This is a genomic window from Polycladidibacter hongkongensis, assembly GCF_001561995.1.
GTDB classification, from domain to species: domain Bacteria; phylum Pseudomonadota; class Alphaproteobacteria; order Rhizobiales; family Stappiaceae; genus Pseudovibrio; species Pseudovibrio hongkongensis.
The window spans coordinates 512880-531626 of record NZ_LLWC01000022.1 but is presented as its reverse complement, the minus strand read 5'-3'; the positions used below and the strand labels follow the sequence as shown (position 1 = coordinate 531626).

Sequence of the window (18747 nt, the reverse complement as noted above, 5' to 3'; positions counted from 1 at the left end):
GTGGCTAGTTTTTTCCGGAGATATCAAGCTCGACAACAAAGTTGTAGGCGTCTGCACGGTAAATGGAGCAGGTGCGTTCAATCGGGCGGCCATCGGCCAGATAGGCGATGCGCTCGATATGCAGCGCTGGCTGCACAGTTGGTAATTGCAGCTGGGTGGCTATGGGTTCGGACAACATGATCGCGGAGATACGCTGCACAGCGCGTACCGGAGGGGCGTCTTGTTCCTTCAGGTAATCGTAGAGCGAGCTTTTGATGGCAAGTGGGTCTGGCACGGCGTCGACGGGAAGGGCCGAGACCTCGTGCGCGAGGGGCACACCATCTGCCAAGCGCAAGCGGGAAAGGCGGACGACGGGGGCCGCCGTAGGCAAGGTTAAGGCTAGAGCCTCTTCAGAACTGGCGCGGGTCACAGAGCGCTGCAGCCACTTACTGGAGACAGTTTTTCCTCGTGCGGCCATTTCCTGCGAAAACGAGGTAAGAGAAGCCAGTGACTGATCGAGCTGCTCGACTTTGGGTGCGACGAACGTGCCCGAGCCTTGGCGCTGCACCAAAACACCTTGATTGACTAATTCTGCAATCGCCTTGCGGACTGTGACGCGGGAAACCTCTGTCATATTGGCAAGATCACGCTCGGTTGGCAAAGCCGCGCCATGGGGCAGTGCGCCTGTGTGAATGCCGGTGGTGATACGGCCAACCAGCTGCAGGTAGAGCGGGCCACCTTCTGCGCCCCAGGTTTCCCGCGCGAAGATCTTGCTAATGGCATGAGGATCGGTGTGAACGCCGGTCTTACTCATGGGTGCGCCCCTTTGTCCGTCCCTAAAAGACAGCGCTTGGCCAAGGAGAGTGCGCCAGCGACAGCGTCGCCTTTCGGGGTCAGCAGCCTGTCTTGTAACTCTTGCGGTAAGTATGGTGCGAGAAAGCAGCTGATACTGCCAAGCATGGCAACAGGCAGGGCGCTGTTTTTCGACAGTGTGGTGATTGCTCTTGCCAGATAATCCGCATGCTGTTGGAGAACTTCAATGACAAGCGGGTCTTTTTGTTCGGCGAAGGGCAGGATCAACGGCATAAGCGCGGCTATCTCTTTCGGGCTGGCGCGGCGTGTAAACGTAGCCAGCTCTTCTGCGTTGTTGCCAAAGCGGGCAAGCATGGTTTCGGTGAGAGCAGAGTGGGGGCGCAATCCATCATGGGCAAGCAGGGTTGCTTCCAGTACTGCAAGGCTCATGCGGGCGCCACTGGCTTGATCGCCTGCGGTGAAGCCCCAGCCGCCCATCAATTGGCACTCGTCTGCTTCGCGACGAAGCAGGGCAGAGCCTGTGCCGAGGATGGCGATGATGCCATCATTGGGGCCGTGCGCGCCTTCCAAGGCTACTAGAGCATCGGAAACAAACAGGCTGCGGCCAAAGGGAAGCTGTGCGGCGAGGCTTTGCTTTTGGGCAGCGGTTAGCACGTTGACACCAGCGAGCCCAAGGACCGCGTAGCAGTTGGCGAGCGCGCGTTGATCAATGCCTGCCTGCGCGAGCGCTTCTTGTGCACAGAAACGAATAGCGGCCAAAGCGCCAGCTTGATCGGAAACAATGTTGGCAGGGCCGGCGCTTGCGGTTGCTAAGAGCGCGCCATTGGCCTGTGCAAGTGCGGCGCGGCAGCCACTGCCGCCTCCATCTATACCCAGCAGGTAGGTTTGCGAGTCACTCATTGGTATCTCTCCTATCGCAAATTATAATACCAATTAAATACCATTAAGCAAGTGGTGTTTAAGTGGTCTTCTTTACATTCTGTTTGAGAATAAAGAAAAGCGGCAACCCGTGGGCTGCCGCTTCCTTGTCAAACACTTGGGTCTAGCGCTGCTAGATGCTGCGTTGGTTGACACGCTTGGAAAGCTCTGCCGCGCTTTCTTTGCGCTCGGAATAGCGATCAACCAAGTAATCCGAGCAATCTCGTGTGAGCAGGGTGAACTTCATCAGTTCCTCCATCACATCAACCACACGGTCATACATGGAAGAGGGCTTCATGCGGTTATCGTCATCGAACTCCAAGAAGGCTTTTGGCACCGAAGACTGGTTCGGGATGGTGACCATCCGCATCCAACGCCCCAGCACCCGCATCTGGTTCAGTGCGTTAAAGCTCTGCGATCCGCCGGAGACTTGCATTAGCGCAAGCGTTTTGCCTTGTGAGGGGCGAACGGCACCGAGGGAGAGCGGGATCCAGTCGATCATGGTTTTCATAATGCCGGTCATGGCGCCGTGGCGCTCTGGAGAGCACCAGACCTGCCCTTCAGACCACATGATGAGTTCGCGGAGCTCTTGCACCTTGGGGTGGTCGGCCTCTGCATCATCGGGCAGGGGCAGGCCGGAGGGGTCGAAAGTCTTCGTTTCTGCGCCAAGTGCTTGCAGGATGCGTGCGGCTTCCTCCGTTAATAGGCGGGAAAAGGACCGCTTGCGCAGTGACCCGTACAGAAGCAGGATGCGCGGTTTGTGTGTGCTGATCTGCGGCGAAAGCAGGGCTTGCCTGTCAATCTCCTGAAAGCAGCTGGCTTCTATATTTGGCATATTCGAGGTGTCGGGAGCGCTCATTCTAGGTTATCTCGGTTGTGTTTGACGAATAGTGAGCTAGCGGCCGGTGACCTGCTCGCCATCTTCTTTGGTGAAGCTGGCAATCGCACCTTCGGGCAGAATCTCCAGGAGGACTTCAGAAGGACGGCATTGGCGCGTGCCCAGATCGGTGACGACGACAGGGCGGTTCATCAGGATGGGATTTTCAAGCATGAAGCCAATCAACTCTTCATCGCTCCAGTTGTCCCCTTGAAGGCCCAGTTCTTTAAAGCGGGCTTCTTTGGCACGCATGAATTGGCGCGCTGTGAGGCCACTTGCCTTGATGAGCTGGGTCAGAGTGGCGCGATCTGGCATGTTTTGCAAATACTCGATGACAGTTGGTGTGATACCTGCTTGTTTGAGCATGGCGAGCGTGTTGCGCGAGGTGCCGCACTTTGGGTTGTGGTAGATGGTGGCTTGCATGGCTTTGTCCCTCTAAAGCGATGATTTTAAGATATCAGGTGGTGTGGTCGGTGCGCAGGGTTCCAGCTGGCAATCGCTGGTGCTGCAAGTTTCATCCCCAGCACTGCAGCAATTCTCCGTTAGGAAATGCAGCAGGGATTGCATGGTGGAGTTGTGCAGGGCGTAAAACACTTGCCGGCCATGCTTGTGCGTGGTGAGCAGACCCGCCTTTTGCAGTGTGGTGAGATGGAATGACATGCGCGTGGGTGCGATGGCGAGTAGGTGCGCCACTTCACCTGATGGCAAGCCCTTGGGGCTGTGCTTCAGGATTAGCCGGAACGCGGCGAGCCGGTCTTTGTGGGCAAGGGCGCTGAGCGCGCTGATGGCACTGTTTTCATTCATCTCACAACACTACAAAAATATTTGTAGTGTTGCAAGTTTGTCTAAGGCAAAGGCCTTGGAGGGGTGGCCTTTGCTCTTATTAACGTTTGGTGCTGTTAATGCTGTTCAGGCTCGGCTGGTAGCATAAAGACAATGAGCTCAGCCTCCTCGCCGTTGGAAAAGCTCAGCTCTCCTGATGCGAGGGCTTGCAGGGCGTCCCCTTGTTTTAGCGTTATACCGTTGATGCTTGCAGCGCCTTTGGCAATTTGAATGTAGGCGATTTGATCGTCTGCAACCTGCATTGTGGTGGTCTTCTCATCTTGCAGGCGCAGGGCGTAAACGAATGTATCGCTTTGCATGGCGATGGAGCCTTCCCGCCCATCGGGGGAGAGAAAGAGGTGTGGTGTGCCATTTTGTAGTTTAGAGGCGATCTCTCGGGCTTCATAACGTGGTTCGGTGCCGGTCTTGTTTGGGATCAGCCAGATTTGCAGCAGATGCGTTTCTTCGCTGCTTGAGGGGTTGAATTCGGAGTGGTGCACCCCACGACCGGCGCTCATATACTGGATCTCGCCTGCTTTCACCGTGCCTTCGGAGCCCAAGCTGTCTTTATGGGCGATGGAGCCGGAAAGCGGGTATGTGAAAATCTCGAAGTTCCGATGCGGGTGCGTGGGGAAGCCACCTCCGGGGGCGATGTGGTCTTCGTTGATGACGCGCAATTGGGAAAAATGGATGTTTTGCGGGTCGTGATAGTCGGCAAAGCTGAATGAATGGGCGGCACGGAGCCAGCCATGATCAACATGACCGCGGCTTTCGGCGAGTTTGACGATCAGAGCGTCTGGATGGATCGCGGTGGACATTACGTTTTCTCCTTAACGAGTTGCCGCGGGTTCTTATTGTGGCGGCTGTTGCAACTACAATAGGAGTGAATGCTTTTCTGGACAATTTCAGTAATCATTGCCTAAGTGTTTCCAATTTTTGAACGATGAACCATGCAGTGTTGACTTTCCACGGCAGTGCCCAAGTTATCATCGGGCTGCGCACAGGCTTTCCCCAGTGTTTCCCCATGATGCCTGTGGGTAACGAAAAGCTGTGTGGGGATTGTTGGTAACTGCTTGAAACCATTGGAAAGCGTTGGAGGTTTAACAAAGTGCAGGGCGCGGGGCGTTACTCTGTGGGCTTTGGTTTTCAGATTCTCACAGGTGGGTTTTTTCGCCAGCATGGGCTTTACAATTTTGCATAGTGCCGATTGGCATATCGGCCAAACGTTGAACGGCTGGTCGCGCGGCTATGAGCATGCTTGCTTTTTCTCACAGTTGCGCGAGATTGTAGAGCAGCGGCAGGTGGATGCCCTGATCATTGCCGGGGATGTTTTTGATAACCAAAACCCCTCGGCAGAGGCGATGCGGCATTTGTTCGAGGTGTTGCACGGGCTGCGTCAGGTCAGGCCCCACCTCACAACTGTTATGGTGGCGGGCAATCATGACCCTGCTGGCCGGTTGGAGGCGCCCGCGTTGTTGCTGCAAGAAATCGGTGTGCATGTGTGCGGCGGGGTAAATTGGCTGCATGGCAAGCTTGATCCGGCACGGCATCTGGTGGCGCTACGCGATGGTGCTGGTGTGGTGCGGGCGCAAGTGGTCGCCCTGCCGTTTCCGCGTGCGAGCGATCTGCCCAGCCTTGGCACTTTGAGTGATGAGGGGCAGGGTTCCCCTGTCGTGCGGGCAGTGCATGCACTTTATGACGAGGCGGCGCAAATGGGGCGCGAGGCGGCAGGGCCAGAGCTGCCTTTGCTGGCCACAGGGCATTTGCATGTGCAAGGCGGAGAAGAATCTGAGGCATCTGAGCGGCGCATTCTGGTTGGCGGTGAGCATGCTGTGCCCGCATCGGCCTTTTGTGATGAATTTGACTATGTGGCGCTGGGACATTTGCACAAGCCGCAGCGGGTGGGGCGTGACACCATTCGCTACTCAGGCTCGCCGTTTCCGCTGTCCGTTAGCGAGCAGAACTACAAGCACGGGGTGAGTTTACTTCGCTTTCAAGAGGGAAAGCGGCAGGCGGAGATTGAGCATGTGCTGTTGCCCCGCCCTGTGGCGTTTCATCGGATTGGCGGGAAGGAAGGCGCGCTGCTGGAAGAGGTGGCCGGGCTTTTGGATGAGCTGGAGCTTGCGAGTGACGTGCCAGTAGAGGCGCGGCCTTTTTTGCATGTGAATTTGGCACCACAGACGTCGGGCTCTGGATTGCGGGCGGAGTTGGAGCAAATCCTGAGTGACTATCCGGTGCGCGGTGCGGGGATGAGCGTTATGCGCAAAGATGAGCCACGCACACTGGCAGATGAAGAGAGCGCGAGCCTGCAACGGTTGGCGGAACTGCAACCAGAAGATCTGTTCCTGCAAGTTTTCGAGCAGACCCATGGGGTTCCCGCCACTGCGGCACATACTGCGCTGTTTCGGCAAGTGACCACGGAGAATGAAGAATGAGATTGCTAAGTATCCGTGGTCAGAACTTGGCCAGCCTTTCCCAAGGATTTACGGTAAATTTTGAAGAGGAGCCGCTAAAGGGTGCCGGGTTGTTCGCCATCACCGGTGAAACAGGGGCGGGAAAATCTACCCTGCTTGATGCGATGTGTTTGGCGCTGTTTAATCAGTGCCCAAGATTAAGCGCAGAGGGCAAGGGTTATGCGCTTACCGATGTTGGCGGTGAGACGCTTGGCGAAAAAGACAGCCGTACCGTGTTGAGCCGCGGGGCGAGCGAGGGCTATGCAGAGGTGGATTTCACTGGCCAAGATGGCGACGCCTATCGGGCTCGATGGGCGGTGCGCCGGGCGCGCGGTAAAGCATCTGGGAGGCTGCAAAAAGTAGAGCGCAGCTTGATGCGACTTTCTGATGAAGTGGTTTTGGAGAATTCAATTACGGGCGTGGAAAGTGTGATCCCGCAGATATTGGGGTTATCCTACGAGCAGTTTCGCCGCACAGTGTTGTTGGCACAGGGAGATTTTGACGCTTTCTTGCGAGCTGGAGACAAAGAGCGGGCGGCACTGTTGGAGAAGATTACCGGCACCTCTGTCTACCGGCAGATCTCTAAGCAAGTTTATCAGCGCACGAGTGAAGCGCAGGCTGTTGTCGATACGCTGCGGGACAAAGGAGAGGCCATCGGCTTACTCGATGAGGCGCAAAGGGCCGAGCTTGAAGGCTTGCGCGATGCCCTCGGTGTTTCACGCGCGCGTGAGGCGGCGCAGCTCAAAGGGTTGCAAGAGGATTTGCAGAAAAACAAAGCGCTTGATGCAGCGCAGCAGCAACTTGTCAGCACAAGAGAGGCGATGGGCCAGGCGCAACAACGGCTGGGCAATGCGGCAGACAAGCAGCAGCTTTTGGCAACATTAAAGCGGATCAAAATCGTAGAGCCGCTTGCACAGCAAGTGGAGATGCGCAAGGGCGAGGAGGTTAGTGAGCTTGATGCTTTCACGCAATTGCAGACGCAGATGCAAGCGCTTGACGCGCAGCGCCAAGGCGAACAGGAAGCACTTAGAAAGGCACAGCAGCTGAGCGCGCAACTGCAGGACCAAGTCCGTCAGTTTGAGCCGCAATGGCGTTTAGCGGAGCAAAAGGACCTACAGCTTTCACATAGTCAGGCAGAGTGTGACAAGCTTTCGCGGCGCGTTGGTGACTTAGCGGTGCGCACAGCAGACACGAGGGAGAAGCTGGTCAATGCGCAATCCCGTCAACAGGATTTAGCTGCGGTAAAAGCAAAGGTGAAAGCGCAGCTGGAGCGATTACAGCCGCTTAGGCCGATTGTTGACGCGGAGCAAAGCCTGCGGGGCGATTTGCACCGTGCAGGCGATACGGCAGAGCAGTTGCAAAAACAAGAGGCGCAACTGAGCCAGTTAAAGCAGGCGGAGCACGAGAAAGCGCAACTCCAACAGGAGCTGGAATCGAAGCTGCAAGATATGGGCGCACAGGTCGCACAGGCCGAAGCGCAGCTGGCGGCAGAACAGCAGGCGATTGCGGCAATTGATGGGGCACGCTTGCATGAACAGCAAAAGCTGATGTTGCGCTTGGAGCAGCAAGTTAGCAGTCTACAGATGAGTGCGCAGAAGGCGCGGCACAAAGAACAAGATAAAGAGCAGATCAGTACAGAAGTGACTGTTCTGGAGGCGGCGTTGACCGGCCTTGCACACGAAGTAGACGGGGCGAGGCAGGTGGCCGATCAGGCCAGTCAGAATGAACGCATGACGGCGGACCTTGGTGCCTTGGCGGACATGGCTGCGAGTGAACAAGTCAAGCACTTGCGCAGCGGGTTGCTAGAGGATGAGCCTTGTCCGGTATGCGGTAGCCGAGAACATCCAGCTAGCAAGGGGGCCGCAGAACAACAGCTGTTCGCTGGTGTGCAAAAGGCTAGAACAGAGGCGCAGGTGCGCGCAAAGCAGGCGCGAGCGGCGCTGGAGCGGGTGTTGGCAAAGCAAAGCGGCGATGCAGCAAGGCTGCAAGCGCTTCTGGCGCAAAAAACGCGAGCCGAGAAAGAGATTATCGCCTTGCGCGAAGAGGCAGGGCGTGCCTGGCATGGCCTTCCTTTAATGCTAGAGCAGTCTGATTTACCTGCGCCGCCGCCGCTGGAGGATGTACTGCTTGGGCGGGGAAGCCTTACCGGGTTGCAGGAGGCGAGCAAGAGCCGCTTGGGGGAGCTTGAAGGGCAACTGGCCGCGCTAGAGGCGCAGCGGGTTGCTCTGGCAGAAGCGCAACAGGCGCGTGATGAGTTGCACCAGTCTCTAACCAGAGCAAGCGCGCAAGCAAGCGCTGTTAAAGCTGACCTCGTCGGATTGCTGGTTCAACGGCAAGAGCGCGAAGCACAACTGAAAGAGGGAAAAAGCGAGTTGGCGCGTTTGCTTGCCGCTATTGATGATGTGGCAGGCGCACCTCAGTCTGCCCGCTTAACAGGCTTGCAAGGTGAGGCGCTGATGCGCGGCTTGTCAGCACTCCTGCGGTTTGTTGGGGAAACCAGAAAGAGCTGGAACGAGTGTAAAGACGAGCTGGAGCGCTGTGAGGTGCAGCTTGGCGCTATGGCGGCAGAGATTGCCTCCTTGCAGGCACGACTGGAAGAGAATGAGGGGCAATTGCTCCCGCAGCAACAGCAGTTGGATGCCCTCCAACAGCAGCTTGGAGAATTGCAGCGGACGCGCGCAGAATTGCTTGGCGGTGAAGGCACACAGGCACATCGTGCGCGCCATCAAGACGCTTTAAAACAAGCACAAGCAGAAGCTGCGCAGCTTTTGGGGCAGCTTGGGCAGGTGAATGAGCAGCTTGCTGCTGCGCATGGGCAAAGCACACAAAAAAAGGCGCGCTTGGAAGAGTTGCGCACCGCAATCACGCAGGGCGAGGCGGGATTTGCGACGGCGCTACAGCGCGAGGGGCTTAGTCCGGAGCAATTTACATTGCTTCGACCCACCGCCGATGAGCAACTTGCGCAGCTACAAGAGGAACTGGAGCGCCTCACACAGGAGGCTGCGCTTGCGTGTGAAGCTTACAAGTTGCGGCAGAGCGATGTGGAGCGGCTCGCAGCCCAGCACGATGAATCTATGGACCTGAGCGAGCTGACCAAGCAAATTGACGAGGTGCGCGCCAAACACGAGCAAAACGCGGTGGAGCTAGGTGCTCTCAACGAACGTCTCTCATGCGATAACGTAGCCCGGGCCGAGGCTGAACAACTGGCAGTACAATTGAGTGCAGCGCAAAGCCAGACGGCGCTTTGGGGTGCGGTTAACCAAGCAATTGGTTCTGCCGATGGTGACCGGTTTCAGAAAGCTGCACAAGGCGTGACCCTTGATCTGCTGGTGGCGTTGGCCAACAAGCAACTGCATAACTTGAAACCGCGTTACCGGATGCGCCGTGACCCTGCTGGACTTGGCATCTATGTGGAGGACTTGGAGCTAGGGCTCGGTGGGCGCTCCACGCGATCATTGAGCGGCGGCGAACGTTTTCTTGTTTCGCTTTCTCTGGCGCTGGCGCTTTCGAATCTGGAAGGGCGGCAGTCCTTTGCGGATACCTTGTTTATTGACGAAGGGTTTGGCACGCTCGACAGTGAAACGCTGGATGTGGCGATTGATGCGCTCGAGATGCTACAGGGGCAAGGGCGAAAAGTCGGCGTTATTAGCCATGTCGAGGCGATGAAAGAGCGCATTCCAGTGCAAATACAGGTGTTAAAGGCGGGCGCAGGACGCAGCCGGATCGCTGTCCATGCCCCTAGCGGTTGGTAGTTTACGCTAGCTCACTTGCGCTTCATTATCATGCCAGTCTGGCGAGAGGTTTGTTTCTCGAATGCGAGGCTGTGCGCTGGGGCGGCCGAGTAGGAAACCTTGCACTTCGTTGCAGCCTTCTTTTTGTAGGAAGGCCAACTCTTCAGGCGTTTCAACGCCTTCGGCAACGACTTCCATGCCAAGAGCTTTGCCAAGCGCGATCACAGTTCGGACGATTGCTGCCAGGCTTTGCGAGGTTGGCGCGCCTGAGACAAAGCTGCGGTCAATTTTAATGCGATCAAGTGGAAAACGGCGAAGATAGCTGAGTGAAGCGAAGCCAGTGCCAAAATCATCTAGTGCAATCTTAATGCCTTTTTCCTTCAGGCGCTGGAGCAGCCGTACAACGTGGTTGTCTTCTTGGATAAGAACGCTTTCGGTAATCTCGAACTCGAGTTGATTGGCGTTGAGACCGGTTGTCCACAAAGCACGCTCGATGATCGCCAGAAGCTCCTCGTCGCTGAATTGAACTGGCGAGAGATTAATGCTCACACGCAAATCGCTTGGCCATTTGGAGGCTTGGCGGCAGGCTGTTTGTATCACCCAGCGGCCGATTGGAATGATAAGGCCGCTTTCTTCTGCGATCGGGATAAACTTGGATGGTGGTATGGGGCCTAGATATGGGTGGTTCCAGCGCAGGAGGGCTTCGTAACCAACAATTTTATTTGTGTTGGCGCAAGCTTGTGGCTGATAATGGAGTGACAGATGCCCCTGTTGCAACGCCTCCTGGAGATCGAGCTCAATGGTGCGTCGCTCTTTCAGGCTTGCTTCCATTGATGGTTCGAAGAATGCCAGCTTCCCCTTGCCAGAAAGCTCGGCGCGTTTGAGCGCCAGACCAGCCTTGGCTAGAATGGCATCAGGGTGCTTGCCTACTTCTGGAATGAGGGCGATGCCGACGCAAGCGCTTATGCGAATATTCAAATCGTTTTTTAGCGAGAATGGTTTTGCGAGCGAATCCAACATACGCTGTGCACTAAGACTGACTTCGGCCTGTGTTTTGCACTCCCTTAGGATGACTGCAAATTCATCGCCCCCGTAGCGAGCGACAAAGGCGGTGTGTCCGGCGAGGTACTTTAGCCTACCCCCGGCTTTGCGCAGGATCTGATCGGCGACAGACTGGCCATATAAGTCATTGACATCTTTGAATTTACTTAGGTCAAACAGGAGGATTGCGCAGGAGCTTTTGGTAACCTGTAAGCGATGAAGCTCTTGCAGTAGCGTTTCGCGAAAAAAACCACGGTTTGGCAAATCGGTAAGCTGGTCATGACGCGCCATATGCAACAGGCGCATTTCCTCTTCTAATTGTTGGGTTTTATCGCGGACCGCGGTGAGGCGTAATTTTTGACCGCTTATCTCTATGTCGCGCCCTCGCACTTCACATAGGCGTTTATTACCTTGTTTGTCCAAGAGTTGCAGTAGGCGGGGTTGGACTGAGTTTTTCGAAATGTGATAGATGGCATCAGCGCGGGACTCTGGCGCTGCGAAGTCTAACAGGGGGAGGCCAGTAAGCTCACTTTGGTGATAACCCAACAGTTCCGCGGCGGCCGCATTTCCTGCAATGATCTTATTATTGCAAGATACAACCAGCCCTTCAAAGGCGTTGTCTGCCAAAACGGTGAGCGCCGCAATTTTGTGTTCCAGATTAGCGGTCTCATGAGAAGCAGGGTTGTGAGTTGTAGATGTCTTGGATGTTTGCCTCGTAAAAATCGCCAGTAAACAGAGAATGATACCCGCAAAAACTAGGAGAAACCCATAGTTTCCGAGCGCAAGTTGCCAAAGGTTGACGGGCACATCCAAATCTCGAGGGCTTGGAGCTTCAGTGACGGAAGAAATATCTATAAAACTTGTGGGCGTGTTGGCGCGGGACATAGCACACCCAAGGGGGGATATTGCAGCTAACCCAAATGTATACTTCCACAAGTTTGACTGGTTCATTGATAAGCAAGTCTAATTCATCGCCGGAAACTGTGAGTTCATTTGGTTCAGGTGAACTCATTTAGATGAATATAATGAACGAAAATAAATCAAATTCTAGTGAAATTCGATTGGCTGTAACAAGAAGGCCTGCCCGTTAATCTACCTAGGATTGTTTTTAAGATTCGTTTGTTCTGCGTGATAGTTGGAGCTGTGCTCAAGTAAAATATCAGGGTCATCTCTCCAATTGTTCTGGATAAATAAATTCTCGCTAGGCTAGTTTTATGACTGTTTTTTCTGTGTTCATTATTGTAATTACCCAAGGATAATTAAAGGTATTCTACTTTTAGATTGAATTTTCTCAGTTGCTTTGGGTAGATATCAAGATAAATACTCGTTCCATGATTTGTGCATCTTGAAAGAATGTTGGGGGAAAGTAGCTCGGAAGAGCATGGCAGCGTGTTGCTAAGAGTTTTTCAAAGTCATTTGCCATAGCAAAGTAATCAGGTTCCGATTGCATAGGTTTTCTGCAAGTGGTTGGCGGGTGGATCTTGAGATATGTCAAAGACTTGGATCTTGCTGCGGTATATCAATATTTTCAGCTTCGGCTGGCACTCAGATGGGGGAGTGTCGACTTATATAGGGCGCGCAGTATTCTTACTGTTGCGCCCTTTTTTTGTCGGGGAACCTTGCTTGTACCGGCACCTGTGCTTTTTCGCCAATAAACAAAAGGCATGATTGCACCAGCAAAAGAAAATCGCCATAGTGCAGCGCATTCGGGTTTTTGATCTGCAAAAACGGATTGAATGAAAAGGGAATACGGTAGGGAAGACCAAAAGAAGGGCTCGAGCCGTAGCTGCCCCCGCAACTGTTAACAGGGAGTGCTTTCTCGTTTCGCCACTGGCTTTTGCTGGGAAGGAGAGAACGCATCATGATCTGTGAGCCAGGAGACCTGCCTGAATATATGTCCAATGCCCGTATAATTCGGGCCAAACGCACGGTGGGTGCGATAATCAGGAGTTATTATTATGCATATCGAGCCAGGTTACGTTTCCGCGGCAAAGGTTATGGCCGCGAATGTGGCGGCAGCCGGTGTCGTTCTTTGGGGTGTCAAGTTGCAGGCCGCAGAGTTCCTTAAAAATCCCTTGGTTCCGCTAAAAACGATACTTGCGGCGGTTTTCTTCTCCTTGTTCATGGAGAGTTTCCATATGCCGGTCGGGCCTTCTGAGCTCCATTTCGTTGGTGCGATGGCCATGTATCTGACGCTGGGGTTCACGCCGGTGTTTTTGGGGTTTGCTCTGGGTTTGCTGGTGCAAGGATTTCTGTTTGTACCGGCCGATCTTGTCCATTTGTCGGTGAATAGCCTTTCTTTGATCTTGCCGCTTGTGAGCGTGCACTATCTGGCGGGGCGCAAACTGTTCGATCAGGCGCTTGGCAAACGTACGACTGTCGCGCAGATTATTAAGCTTGACGCCATGTATTATGCTGGTGTGACCGGCATGGTTGGCTTCTGGCTGCTCATTGGTGAAGTTGAGACCCCGCTTTTGGCATGGGCGCAGTTCGCTGCCAGTTATTTGGCCGTTGTGGCAATTGAGCCGCTAGTGACTTATGCGGCGGTGCGTGGGCTGAAAGCTGCCGAGGGCGGCGCTTTGGTGCAGCGTCTTACAGTGGTGCCAAGCTTAAAGCTTGCCTAGATGTAGCGCTTCTTGCCGAAAAACTGATGGCCGCCTTGCGAAGGGCGGCCATTTTGCGTTTGGCGATGCGGTGATGCAAATGAATAACGAGGGGCATTGTGTGGTGAAGGCATTAGAAGTTATTGCCCCGCGGGCGCGCATCCTTTAGAAGTGCTAGCCAGAAAACCACTCGTTCCCACATTTAGGAGATGTAGGCACCTCATGGCGCGCCAATTCATCTATCACATGCACGGGGTCTCTAAAGCTTACGGTAGTAAGAAGATCCTCGATAATATTCACCTGTCCTTCTACCCAGATGCAAAGATCGGTATTCTTGGCCCAAACGGCGCGGGTAAATCCACCCTGCTGAAAATCATGGCCGGGCTTGATAAGGAGTATACCGGTGAGGCTTGGGCGGCAGAGGGAGCCAAGATTGGCTACTTGCCACAGGAGCCGCATCTGGACCCTGAAAAGAACGTGCTGGAAAACGTCATGGAAGGCGTGGCGCACAAGCAGGCGATTGTTGATCGCTACAACGAAGTCATGATGAATTATTCTGATGAGACCGCCGATGAAGGCGCGAAGCTTCAGGATATTATTGACCAGCAGGATCTTTGGAATTTGGAAAGTCAGGTCGATATGGCAATGGAAGCGCTCCGTTGCCCGCCATCGGATGCTGATGTGACTAATCTTTCTGGTGGTGAGCGCCGCCGGGTGGCTCTGTGTAAGCTTCTGCTTTCCGAGCCGGATCTGCTGCTGCTTGACGAACCGACCAACCACTTGGACGCTGAAACCGTGCATTGGCTCGAGCGCCACCTGCGCGAGTTCAAGGGCTCGGTGCTGATCATCACCCACGATCGCTACTTCCTTGACAATGTGACCGGTTGGATTCTCGAGCTGGACCGCGGCCAAGGCATTCCATACGAGGGCAACTACTCGGTTTATCTGGAGAAGAAAGAGAAGCGTATGGAGCAAGAGGGCCGCGAGAATATGGCCCGCTCTCGTGCGATCAAGCGTGAAAAAGAATGGATGGGGATGTCGCCTAAAGGGCGCCAGACCAAATCCAAGGCACGTATTCGGGCCTATGATGATCTGCTCGCTGCGCAAGAAGAGCGGATGCCAAGCATTGAGCAGATCATGATTCCGGTTGGCGAGCGCCTTGGCAACAACGTGATCGACGTTGAGAATGTGTCCAAAGGCTTTGGCGATCGTTTGCTTATTGACGATTTGAGCTTCAAGCTGCCGCGCGGTGGCATTGTTGGTGTTATCGGCCCTAACGGTGCTGGTAAATCGACATTGTTCAAGCTCTTGACCGGCAACGAAACTCCAGATTCTGGTAGTGTGACACTTGGTGAGCGTGTTCACCTTGGTTATGTGGATCAGTCGCGCGACAAGCTGGACCCGAATAAAACTGTTTGGGAAGAAATTTCCGATGGTAACGAGATCATTTACCTAGATGGTAAAGAGATCAACTCTCGTGCCTACTGCTCTTCCTTTAACTTTAAAGGCCCAAGCCAACAGGCGAAAGTGGGCGATCTGTCCGGTGGTCAGCGTAACCGCGTGCATTTGGCAAAAGTCTTGAAGCAGGGCGCAAATGTTCTGCTGCTCGATGAGCCGACCAACGATCTGGATACAGAAACTCTGGCAGCGCTGGAAGATGCGCTGGAGAGCTACGCTGGCTGTGCTGTGGTGATCTCGCACGATCGTATGTTCCTCGACCGCTTGGCAACACATATGCTGGCGTTTGAAGGCGACAGCCACGTTGAATGGTTTGAGGGCAACTTCGAAGACTATGAAAAAGACAAGGTGCGCCGTCTTGGTGCACATGCTGCCGATCCAAGCCGCATCAAGTACAAGCCGCTGACCCGCTAGGGAGCTAGTGAGCGCGAACACAATCAAGGCCCGCTACGTGCGGGCCTTTTTTGTTCGCCATTAATCGTGTAGCTTCCTGCTACTCCGCAGCACCTTTCATGGATTAGCTTTCTAGCTGCAGGCTTTGACCAACATCCTTGATCCAGTTGAGTACAAGGGTTTGGGAGGAGGGGCTCTCTGCCAGCTGCCAACCCATGGCACCTCCCATCATTGGATAATTTTTGCGCAACGGGGCAATCACTTGCGAGCAGAGCTGATCAGTTTCCAAGTAACCTGAGCCCGCATTCTGCTCCGTGGTCGGCTTGCCAAGGATTAGTTTTTGCAAGGGCAGGTTTTGCTGTTGGTTCAGGCCGACAATGCTGGTTGGAAAGGGGCTCTCAGGACCTACTCCGGCGCATTTGTGCGCTTGCTCTGGGCCTGTGCTCCCGACATCACCCGGGTTGTTGTAGTATTGGATGTTTAGGTAATCGATGGCATCGCCAGCCGATTTGAGGATATCTGAGTAAGGGGCCGGCTTTGTCTTTGAAGTGCTTTGATCTGGCCAGGATGGGGATAGATAAGGGGGTTGCGGGGCATGGGTAATGAGGTACTGGCCCGCCGGTAGGTTTTTACGTAGTGCCTTTGATAGGTCTACCAGAAACGTGACAGCATCATACTTGGGGTTGCTGCTGGTGAAGGCCTCTGTGTCTTCCCAATCGATGTCAATGCCGTCAAAGTTGTTTTGCTTGACAAAATCGGCAAGGCACTGCGCGACTTCTTCAACATTCTGGGCGCAATTCGCCCATGTATCGGAGGCAAGGGTCGCACCGCCCAAGGCAACCAGAACTTTGCGCTTGCCGCCTTCTTTCGCATCGCTGATGATTTGCTTGTTGTTGAGTGTGTACTGCAAAGGAAAATCAACCAGAGGGGTGACCTCCATGCCGCTTGCTGTAGGGGTGAAAGTCAGGCCACAGATAAAGCTTTGAATGGCAATACTGCATGAGGTGCCAACGAGCTTATCGAGGGATGCCTGCCAGTTGTCGGTGTAGATGACCAGTTGGGGGGTATGCATAGCGTTTCCTTTCGCTTGTGCGTTCAGCAGCGCGGTGGGCGTTGCTTGTGTGCATCGGGAAAGACGCCCTTGAATGGTTGGGGTGAGCGCAGAACCGTGAATTTGCCTAGGGTGATCTTAATGGAGGTGGGCAGTTTTTAGTCGTGTTTGTTTCATGCGCTGTGAAGGTCAACGATTGTGCGCAATTGTCGCATTGGCAATCATGCTTGTTTGATGCATATCAAATTTGATTTGGATCAATGAAAGTAGCCGTTATGAGCGACCTCACACTTACCCCTGATAGTCTTGAGCTCTCTGGAAAAGGCCAGTCGAAGCCCGCAGGTACATGGCTTGCGCGGATTTTGTTTGCCCTGCCCATACTTGGTTGGCTGCTTCGCGACGCAAGTCGTGGACGGGACAACGCGAAGTACTTTTTAATCGCGAACGTGGCGGTGTTGTGGGCTCTGGCGATCTACTTTTTTGGCTACCCGGCTTTTATCGTTATTGAACTGGCGATGGTGGTTGTTGGGTTCGTCTGGATTATTGCGGTGTGTCGTTAGTATCGCCGTCAATATTCTCAAACTCGTTGGGGGCTATTGTGAGCCCCCACTCCTGCAGCTGCATGCACATATCTTCCTGAACAAAGAAGCGGGCCGCATCGCGGTCATACCCCTGTTGTAGCATTGCGTCGTAGCCGGTGAACTGGTGACGGGCGAGAGCTATGGCCGCTAAACGTACAGCCCGGTAAGGGGGCGCGGTGCGTAGCGCGCCCTGTGCGGTTGAATGGCGTATCGTGAGAGCGTATGCGAGGGGGATGTTTGGCAGGAGCATGGCCATCGCCTCATCGATGAGTTGTTGTCGGCGGGTTTTGCTCAAAGGCTCTGCTCTGCATCGTGATATTGGCTGTGCGATCTTTTGAAAAGTGTAAACTTTCCAAAAGTGGTCCTGCGTGTTATTGCTGGGGCATGAATGAGCGCACCAAGCAAAGATTGCTAACTTACCTTAAAAAGCACGGATCACAGACTGCGGCGACCCTTGCCAAGGAACTGGGTATTACCAGCGTGGCTGCGCGTCAACACCTAGATTCCCTGCTAGAGCTGGGAAGTGTGACCTTTGAAGATATCAAGGGTAATGTGGGGCGTCCGCGCCGTGTTTGGTCCCTGTCTGGTGCTGGGCACCGGGCGTTTCCTGACCGCCACGACCATTTGCTCAGCGAGGTGTTGAAGGGCATGCGCGAGCTCTATGGCGAAGAAGGGGTTGAGCAGCTCGTTCGGCTGCGAGAGGCGAGCGCAGCGCAAGCCTACGCTCAGGAACTGACAGGTCTCAAGAGCTTCAGGGAGCGCTTGCAACGGTTGGCCGAGCTGCGAACAGCTGAAGGCTACATGGCCGATGTTGTCGAGGTGGAGGATGGCACCTTGATGCTGATCGAAAACCATTGCTCTATATGCCGTGCTGCGCAGACCTCACAGGCGTTTTGCCAATCGGAGTTGCGTCTGTTTCAGGCGTTGTTTGCCAACGAGGCTGAGGTGCAGCGCCAAGAACACATTATTGCTGGTGACCGGCGCTGCGCCTATAAACTGGTTCCCAAACCGGCGCCTTAAGCGAGCCGAGAGAGTAGCAGCAGCATCTCATTGCGGTTGTTTACATGCAGTTTTGCATAGATGTTTTTGCGGTGCGTTCGAAGCGTATTGGCTGATATGTTAAGAACAACCGCAATTTGAGGCTCGGTTAGAGAAGAGCACAGTTGCCTGAGTACTTCAGCTTCGCGTCTTGTTAGATCGTAAATCAACTCAGCGCGCGTCAAGCGGCGTTTTGTTAGATCAACCGGGTCAATGATTTTGAGCGCGACCAGTGGCGGTTCACTTGATAGGCTAATGACTTCAAGCAGAAAGTCTATGTCGAGTTCAGGTTTTTTAAGCTCAAATGGTGCCCTGCGCGGCAGTGAAGTGAGCTCCAATCGAGCCCGTATCGCCTCAGACACCGGGCGCAGCTGTTCGCAATCGCAAACTTCCAATATCTTTCCAGCAATATTGATTGACGGTACGCGATTCAGGTGTTGCTTTGCAGAAGTGTTTACTAATAAAATCTCGAAGGAGCGCGTTAAAATGATAACTCCGGAATCAAGCTGCTCCACCAAGTAATTGGCGGGGGCTTCCAGAGAACCAGAATTTATCTGCTCCAATAACGTGTCGGCGGTCATTGTCTCGGCTTTGCTATCAATAATTTCAGACTAATCTTTTTTGTAATTTTGTGCACGAGTCATAGAGCTATTAGTTTAATTCTAAAGCAAATCTAATATATTCCTGATTTATCAAAAAGTAAATATTTAGAAAAATGCCAGTTTGGTTAAAAAAATCCCTAAATATAGGTTTTTATATTTCGATTCACGCATTTACATCTATTTGCCATTGTATGGTATTTTAATAAAATTGAGTATAATAGTTCTAATTGCTTATTAAGTTATAGAGGAAACTAAATGAATAGTATTTATTGATTGTAACTGAAAAGCGTGGGATGTGCATGGTTTATTTTCACTCGTGTCCTAGAATGAACAAGGAGCATGTATAACCTTGTCAAAATTACGCTTGCACACTTGGAAAAGTAGGCC

The 18747-nt window shown here is 53.7% G+C and carries 16 protein-coding genes and 1 riboswitch; of the genes, 6 read left to right on the top strand and 10 right to left on the bottom strand.

From position 1 onward, the window contains the following. Positions 1–4: 4 nt before the first annotated feature. The 6 genes from AYK82_RS10550 to AYK82_RS10525 form a co-directional block, all read right to left on the bottom strand. The gene (locus tag AYK82_RS10550) at positions 5–793 is read right to left on the bottom strand and encodes a GntR family transcriptional regulator (RefSeq protein ID WP_068315109.1); all 789 of its coding nucleotides are present in this window, start codon (positions 791–793) and stop codon (positions 5–7) included. Then, a complete protein-coding gene (locus tag AYK82_RS10545; protein ID WP_068315106.1) occupies positions 790–1692 on the bottom strand; it encodes a glucosamine kinase nucleotide-binding domain-containing protein in 903 nt (300 codons plus the stop codon). Before AYK82_RS10545 ends, AYK82_RS10550 begins: the two co-directional genes overlap by 4 nt. Before the next feature lie 151 nt (positions 1693–1843). After that, positions 1844–2545: an arsenical resistance protein ArsH gene (gene arsH, locus AYK82_RS10540; protein WP_208976476.1), complete on the bottom strand. Its 702-nt coding sequence runs from the start codon at positions 2543–2545 to the stop codon at positions 1844–1846. A gap of 60 nt (positions 2546–2605) precedes the next feature. After that, positions 2606–3010 (bottom strand): arsenate reductase (glutaredoxin), encoded by a 405-nt coding sequence (gene arsC, locus AYK82_RS10535; RefSeq protein ID WP_068315100.1) that lies wholly within the window; start codon positions 3008–3010, stop codon positions 2606–2608. Positions 3011–3022: 12 nt separating this feature from the next. Next, complete coding sequence (locus tag AYK82_RS10530; RefSeq protein WP_082733859.1) at positions 3023–3391, bottom strand: ArsR/SmtB family transcription factor; 369 nt, start codon at positions 3389–3391, stop codon at positions 3023–3025. A 95-nt stretch (positions 3392–3486) separates the two neighbouring features. Beyond that, the gene (locus tag AYK82_RS10525) at positions 3487–4227 is read right to left on the bottom strand and encodes a pirin family protein (protein ID WP_068315097.1); all 741 of its coding nucleotides are present in this window, start codon (positions 4225–4227) and stop codon (positions 3487–3489) included. 360 nt (positions 4228–4587) lie between these two features. Between AYK82_RS10525 and AYK82_RS10515 the strand changes: the two genes are divergently transcribed. After that, the gene (locus AYK82_RS10515; RefSeq protein WP_068315091.1) at positions 4588–5844 is read left to right on the top strand and encodes an exonuclease SbcCD subunit D; all 1257 of its coding nucleotides are present in this window, start codon (positions 4588–4590) and stop codon (positions 5842–5844) included. Then, positions 5841–9614: an AAA family ATPase gene (locus AYK82_RS10510; protein ID WP_068315087.1), complete on the top strand. Its 3774-nt coding sequence runs from the start codon at positions 5841–5843 to the stop codon at positions 9612–9614. Before AYK82_RS10515 ends, AYK82_RS10510 begins: the two co-directional genes overlap by 4 nt. Before the next feature lie 6 nt (positions 9615–9620). Here AYK82_RS10510 and AYK82_RS10505 read toward each other — a convergent pair whose 3' ends face one another. Further along, positions 9621–11519, bottom strand: coding sequence for a putative bifunctional diguanylate cyclase/phosphodiesterase (locus AYK82_RS10505; RefSeq protein WP_068315084.1), 1899 nt, complete (start codon positions 11517–11519; stop codon positions 9621–9623). Between the two features lie 806 nt (positions 11520–12325). Further along, positions 12326–12538, top strand: a riboswitch (cobalamin riboswitch). 54 nt (positions 12539–12592) lie between these two features. Here AYK82_RS10505 and AYK82_RS10500 point away from each other — a divergent pair. Then, a complete protein-coding gene (locus AYK82_RS10500) occupies positions 12593–13258 on the top strand; it encodes an energy-coupling factor ABC transporter permease (RefSeq protein WP_068315082.1) in 666 nt (221 codons plus the stop codon). A gap of 201 nt (positions 13259–13459) precedes the next feature. Then, positions 13460–15109, top strand: a complete 1650-nt coding sequence (gene ettA, locus AYK82_RS10495; RefSeq protein ID WP_068315079.1) for an energy-dependent translational throttle protein EttA — start codon at positions 13460–13462, stop codon at positions 15107–15109. Positions 15110–15212: 103 nt separating this feature from the next. On the opposite strand, the gene AYK82_RS10490 is transcribed toward ettA, so the two are convergent. Continuing rightward, positions 15213–16160, bottom strand: a complete 948-nt coding sequence (locus AYK82_RS10490) for a glycoside hydrolase family 18 protein (protein ID WP_068315076.1) — start codon at positions 16158–16160, stop codon at positions 15213–15215. Positions 16161–16414: 254 nt separating this feature from the next. On the opposite strand from AYK82_RS10490, the gene AYK82_RS10485 reads away from it, so the two are divergent. Beyond that, the gene (locus AYK82_RS10485; protein WP_208976458.1) at positions 16415–16699 is read left to right on the top strand and encodes a hypothetical protein; all 285 of its coding nucleotides are present in this window, start codon (positions 16415–16417) and stop codon (positions 16697–16699) included. Here the strand turns inward: AYK82_RS10485 and AYK82_RS10480 are convergent. Continuing rightward, positions 16680–17015, bottom strand: coding sequence for a DUF2293 domain-containing protein (locus tag AYK82_RS10480; protein ID WP_156453321.1), 336 nt, complete (start codon positions 17013–17015; stop codon positions 16680–16682). The two genes, AYK82_RS10485 and AYK82_RS10480, sit on opposite strands and share 20 nt — an antisense overlap. Before the next feature lie 89 nt (positions 17016–17104). Between AYK82_RS10480 and AYK82_RS10475 the strand changes: the two genes are divergently transcribed. Further along, positions 17105–17740, top strand: a complete 636-nt coding sequence (locus AYK82_RS10475) for a helix-turn-helix transcriptional regulator (protein WP_068315070.1) — start codon at positions 17105–17107, stop codon at positions 17738–17740. On the opposite strand, the gene AYK82_RS10470 is transcribed toward AYK82_RS10475, so the two are convergent. Next, on the bottom strand, positions 17737–18339 hold the full coding sequence (locus AYK82_RS10470; protein WP_068315068.1) for a LuxR C-terminal-related transcriptional regulator: 603 nt from the start codon (positions 18337–18339) through the stop codon (positions 17737–17739). The genes AYK82_RS10475 and AYK82_RS10470 overlap by 4 nt on opposite strands. Positions 18340–18747 lie beyond the last annotated feature (408 nt).

Coding starts and splice junctions, on each gene's coding strand:
- AYK82_RS10490 (WP_068315076.1), bottom strand. CDS start 16,160: ATGCATACCCCCCAACTGGTCATCTACACCGACAACTGGCAGGCATCC.
- AYK82_RS10525 (WP_068315097.1), bottom strand. CDS start 4,227: ATGTCCACCGCGATCCATCCAGACGCTCTGATCGTCAAACTCGCCGAA.
- AYK82_RS10475 (WP_068315070.1), top strand. CDS start 17,105: ATGAATGAGCGCACCAAGCAAAGATTGCTAACTTACCTTAAAAAGCAC.
- AYK82_RS10500 (WP_068315082.1), top strand. CDS start 12,593: ATGCATATCGAGCCAGGTTACGTTTCCGCGGCAAAGGTTATGGCCGCG.
- AYK82_RS10485 (WP_208976458.1), top strand. CDS start 16,415: ATGAGCGACCTCACACTTACCCCTGATAGTCTTGAGCTCTCTGGAAAA.
- AYK82_RS10510 (WP_068315087.1), top strand. CDS start 5,841: ATGAGATTGCTAAGTATCCGTGGTCAGAACTTGGCCAGCCTTTCCCAA.
- arsH (WP_208976476.1), bottom strand. CDS start 2,545: ATGCCAAATATAGAAGCCAGCTGCTTTCAGGAGATTGACAGGCAAGCC.
- AYK82_RS10515 (WP_068315091.1), top strand. CDS start 4,588: ATGGGCTTTACAATTTTGCATAGTGCCGATTGGCATATCGGCCAAACG.
- AYK82_RS10545 (WP_068315106.1), bottom strand. CDS start 1,692: ATGAGTGACTCGCAAACCTACCTGCTGGGTATAGATGGAGGCGGCAGT.
- AYK82_RS10550 (WP_068315109.1), bottom strand. CDS start 793: ATGAGTAAGACCGGCGTTCACACCGATCCTCATGCCATTAGCAAGATC.
- AYK82_RS10530 (WP_082733859.1), bottom strand. CDS start 3,391: ATGAATGAAAACAGTGCCATCAGCGCGCTCAGCGCCCTTGCCCACAAA.
- ettA (WP_068315079.1), top strand. CDS start 13,460: ATGGCGCGCCAATTCATCTATCACATGCACGGGGTCTCTAAAGCTTAC.
- arsC (WP_068315100.1), bottom strand. CDS start 3,010: ATGCAAGCCACCATCTACCACAACCCAAAGTGCGGCACCTCGCGCAAC.
- AYK82_RS10470 (WP_068315068.1), bottom strand. CDS start 18,339: ATGACCGCCGACACGTTATTGGAGCAGATAAATTCTGGTTCTCTGGAA.
- AYK82_RS10505 (WP_068315084.1), bottom strand. CDS start 11,519: ATGTCCCGCGCCAACACGCCCACAAGTTTTATAGATATTTCTTCCGTC.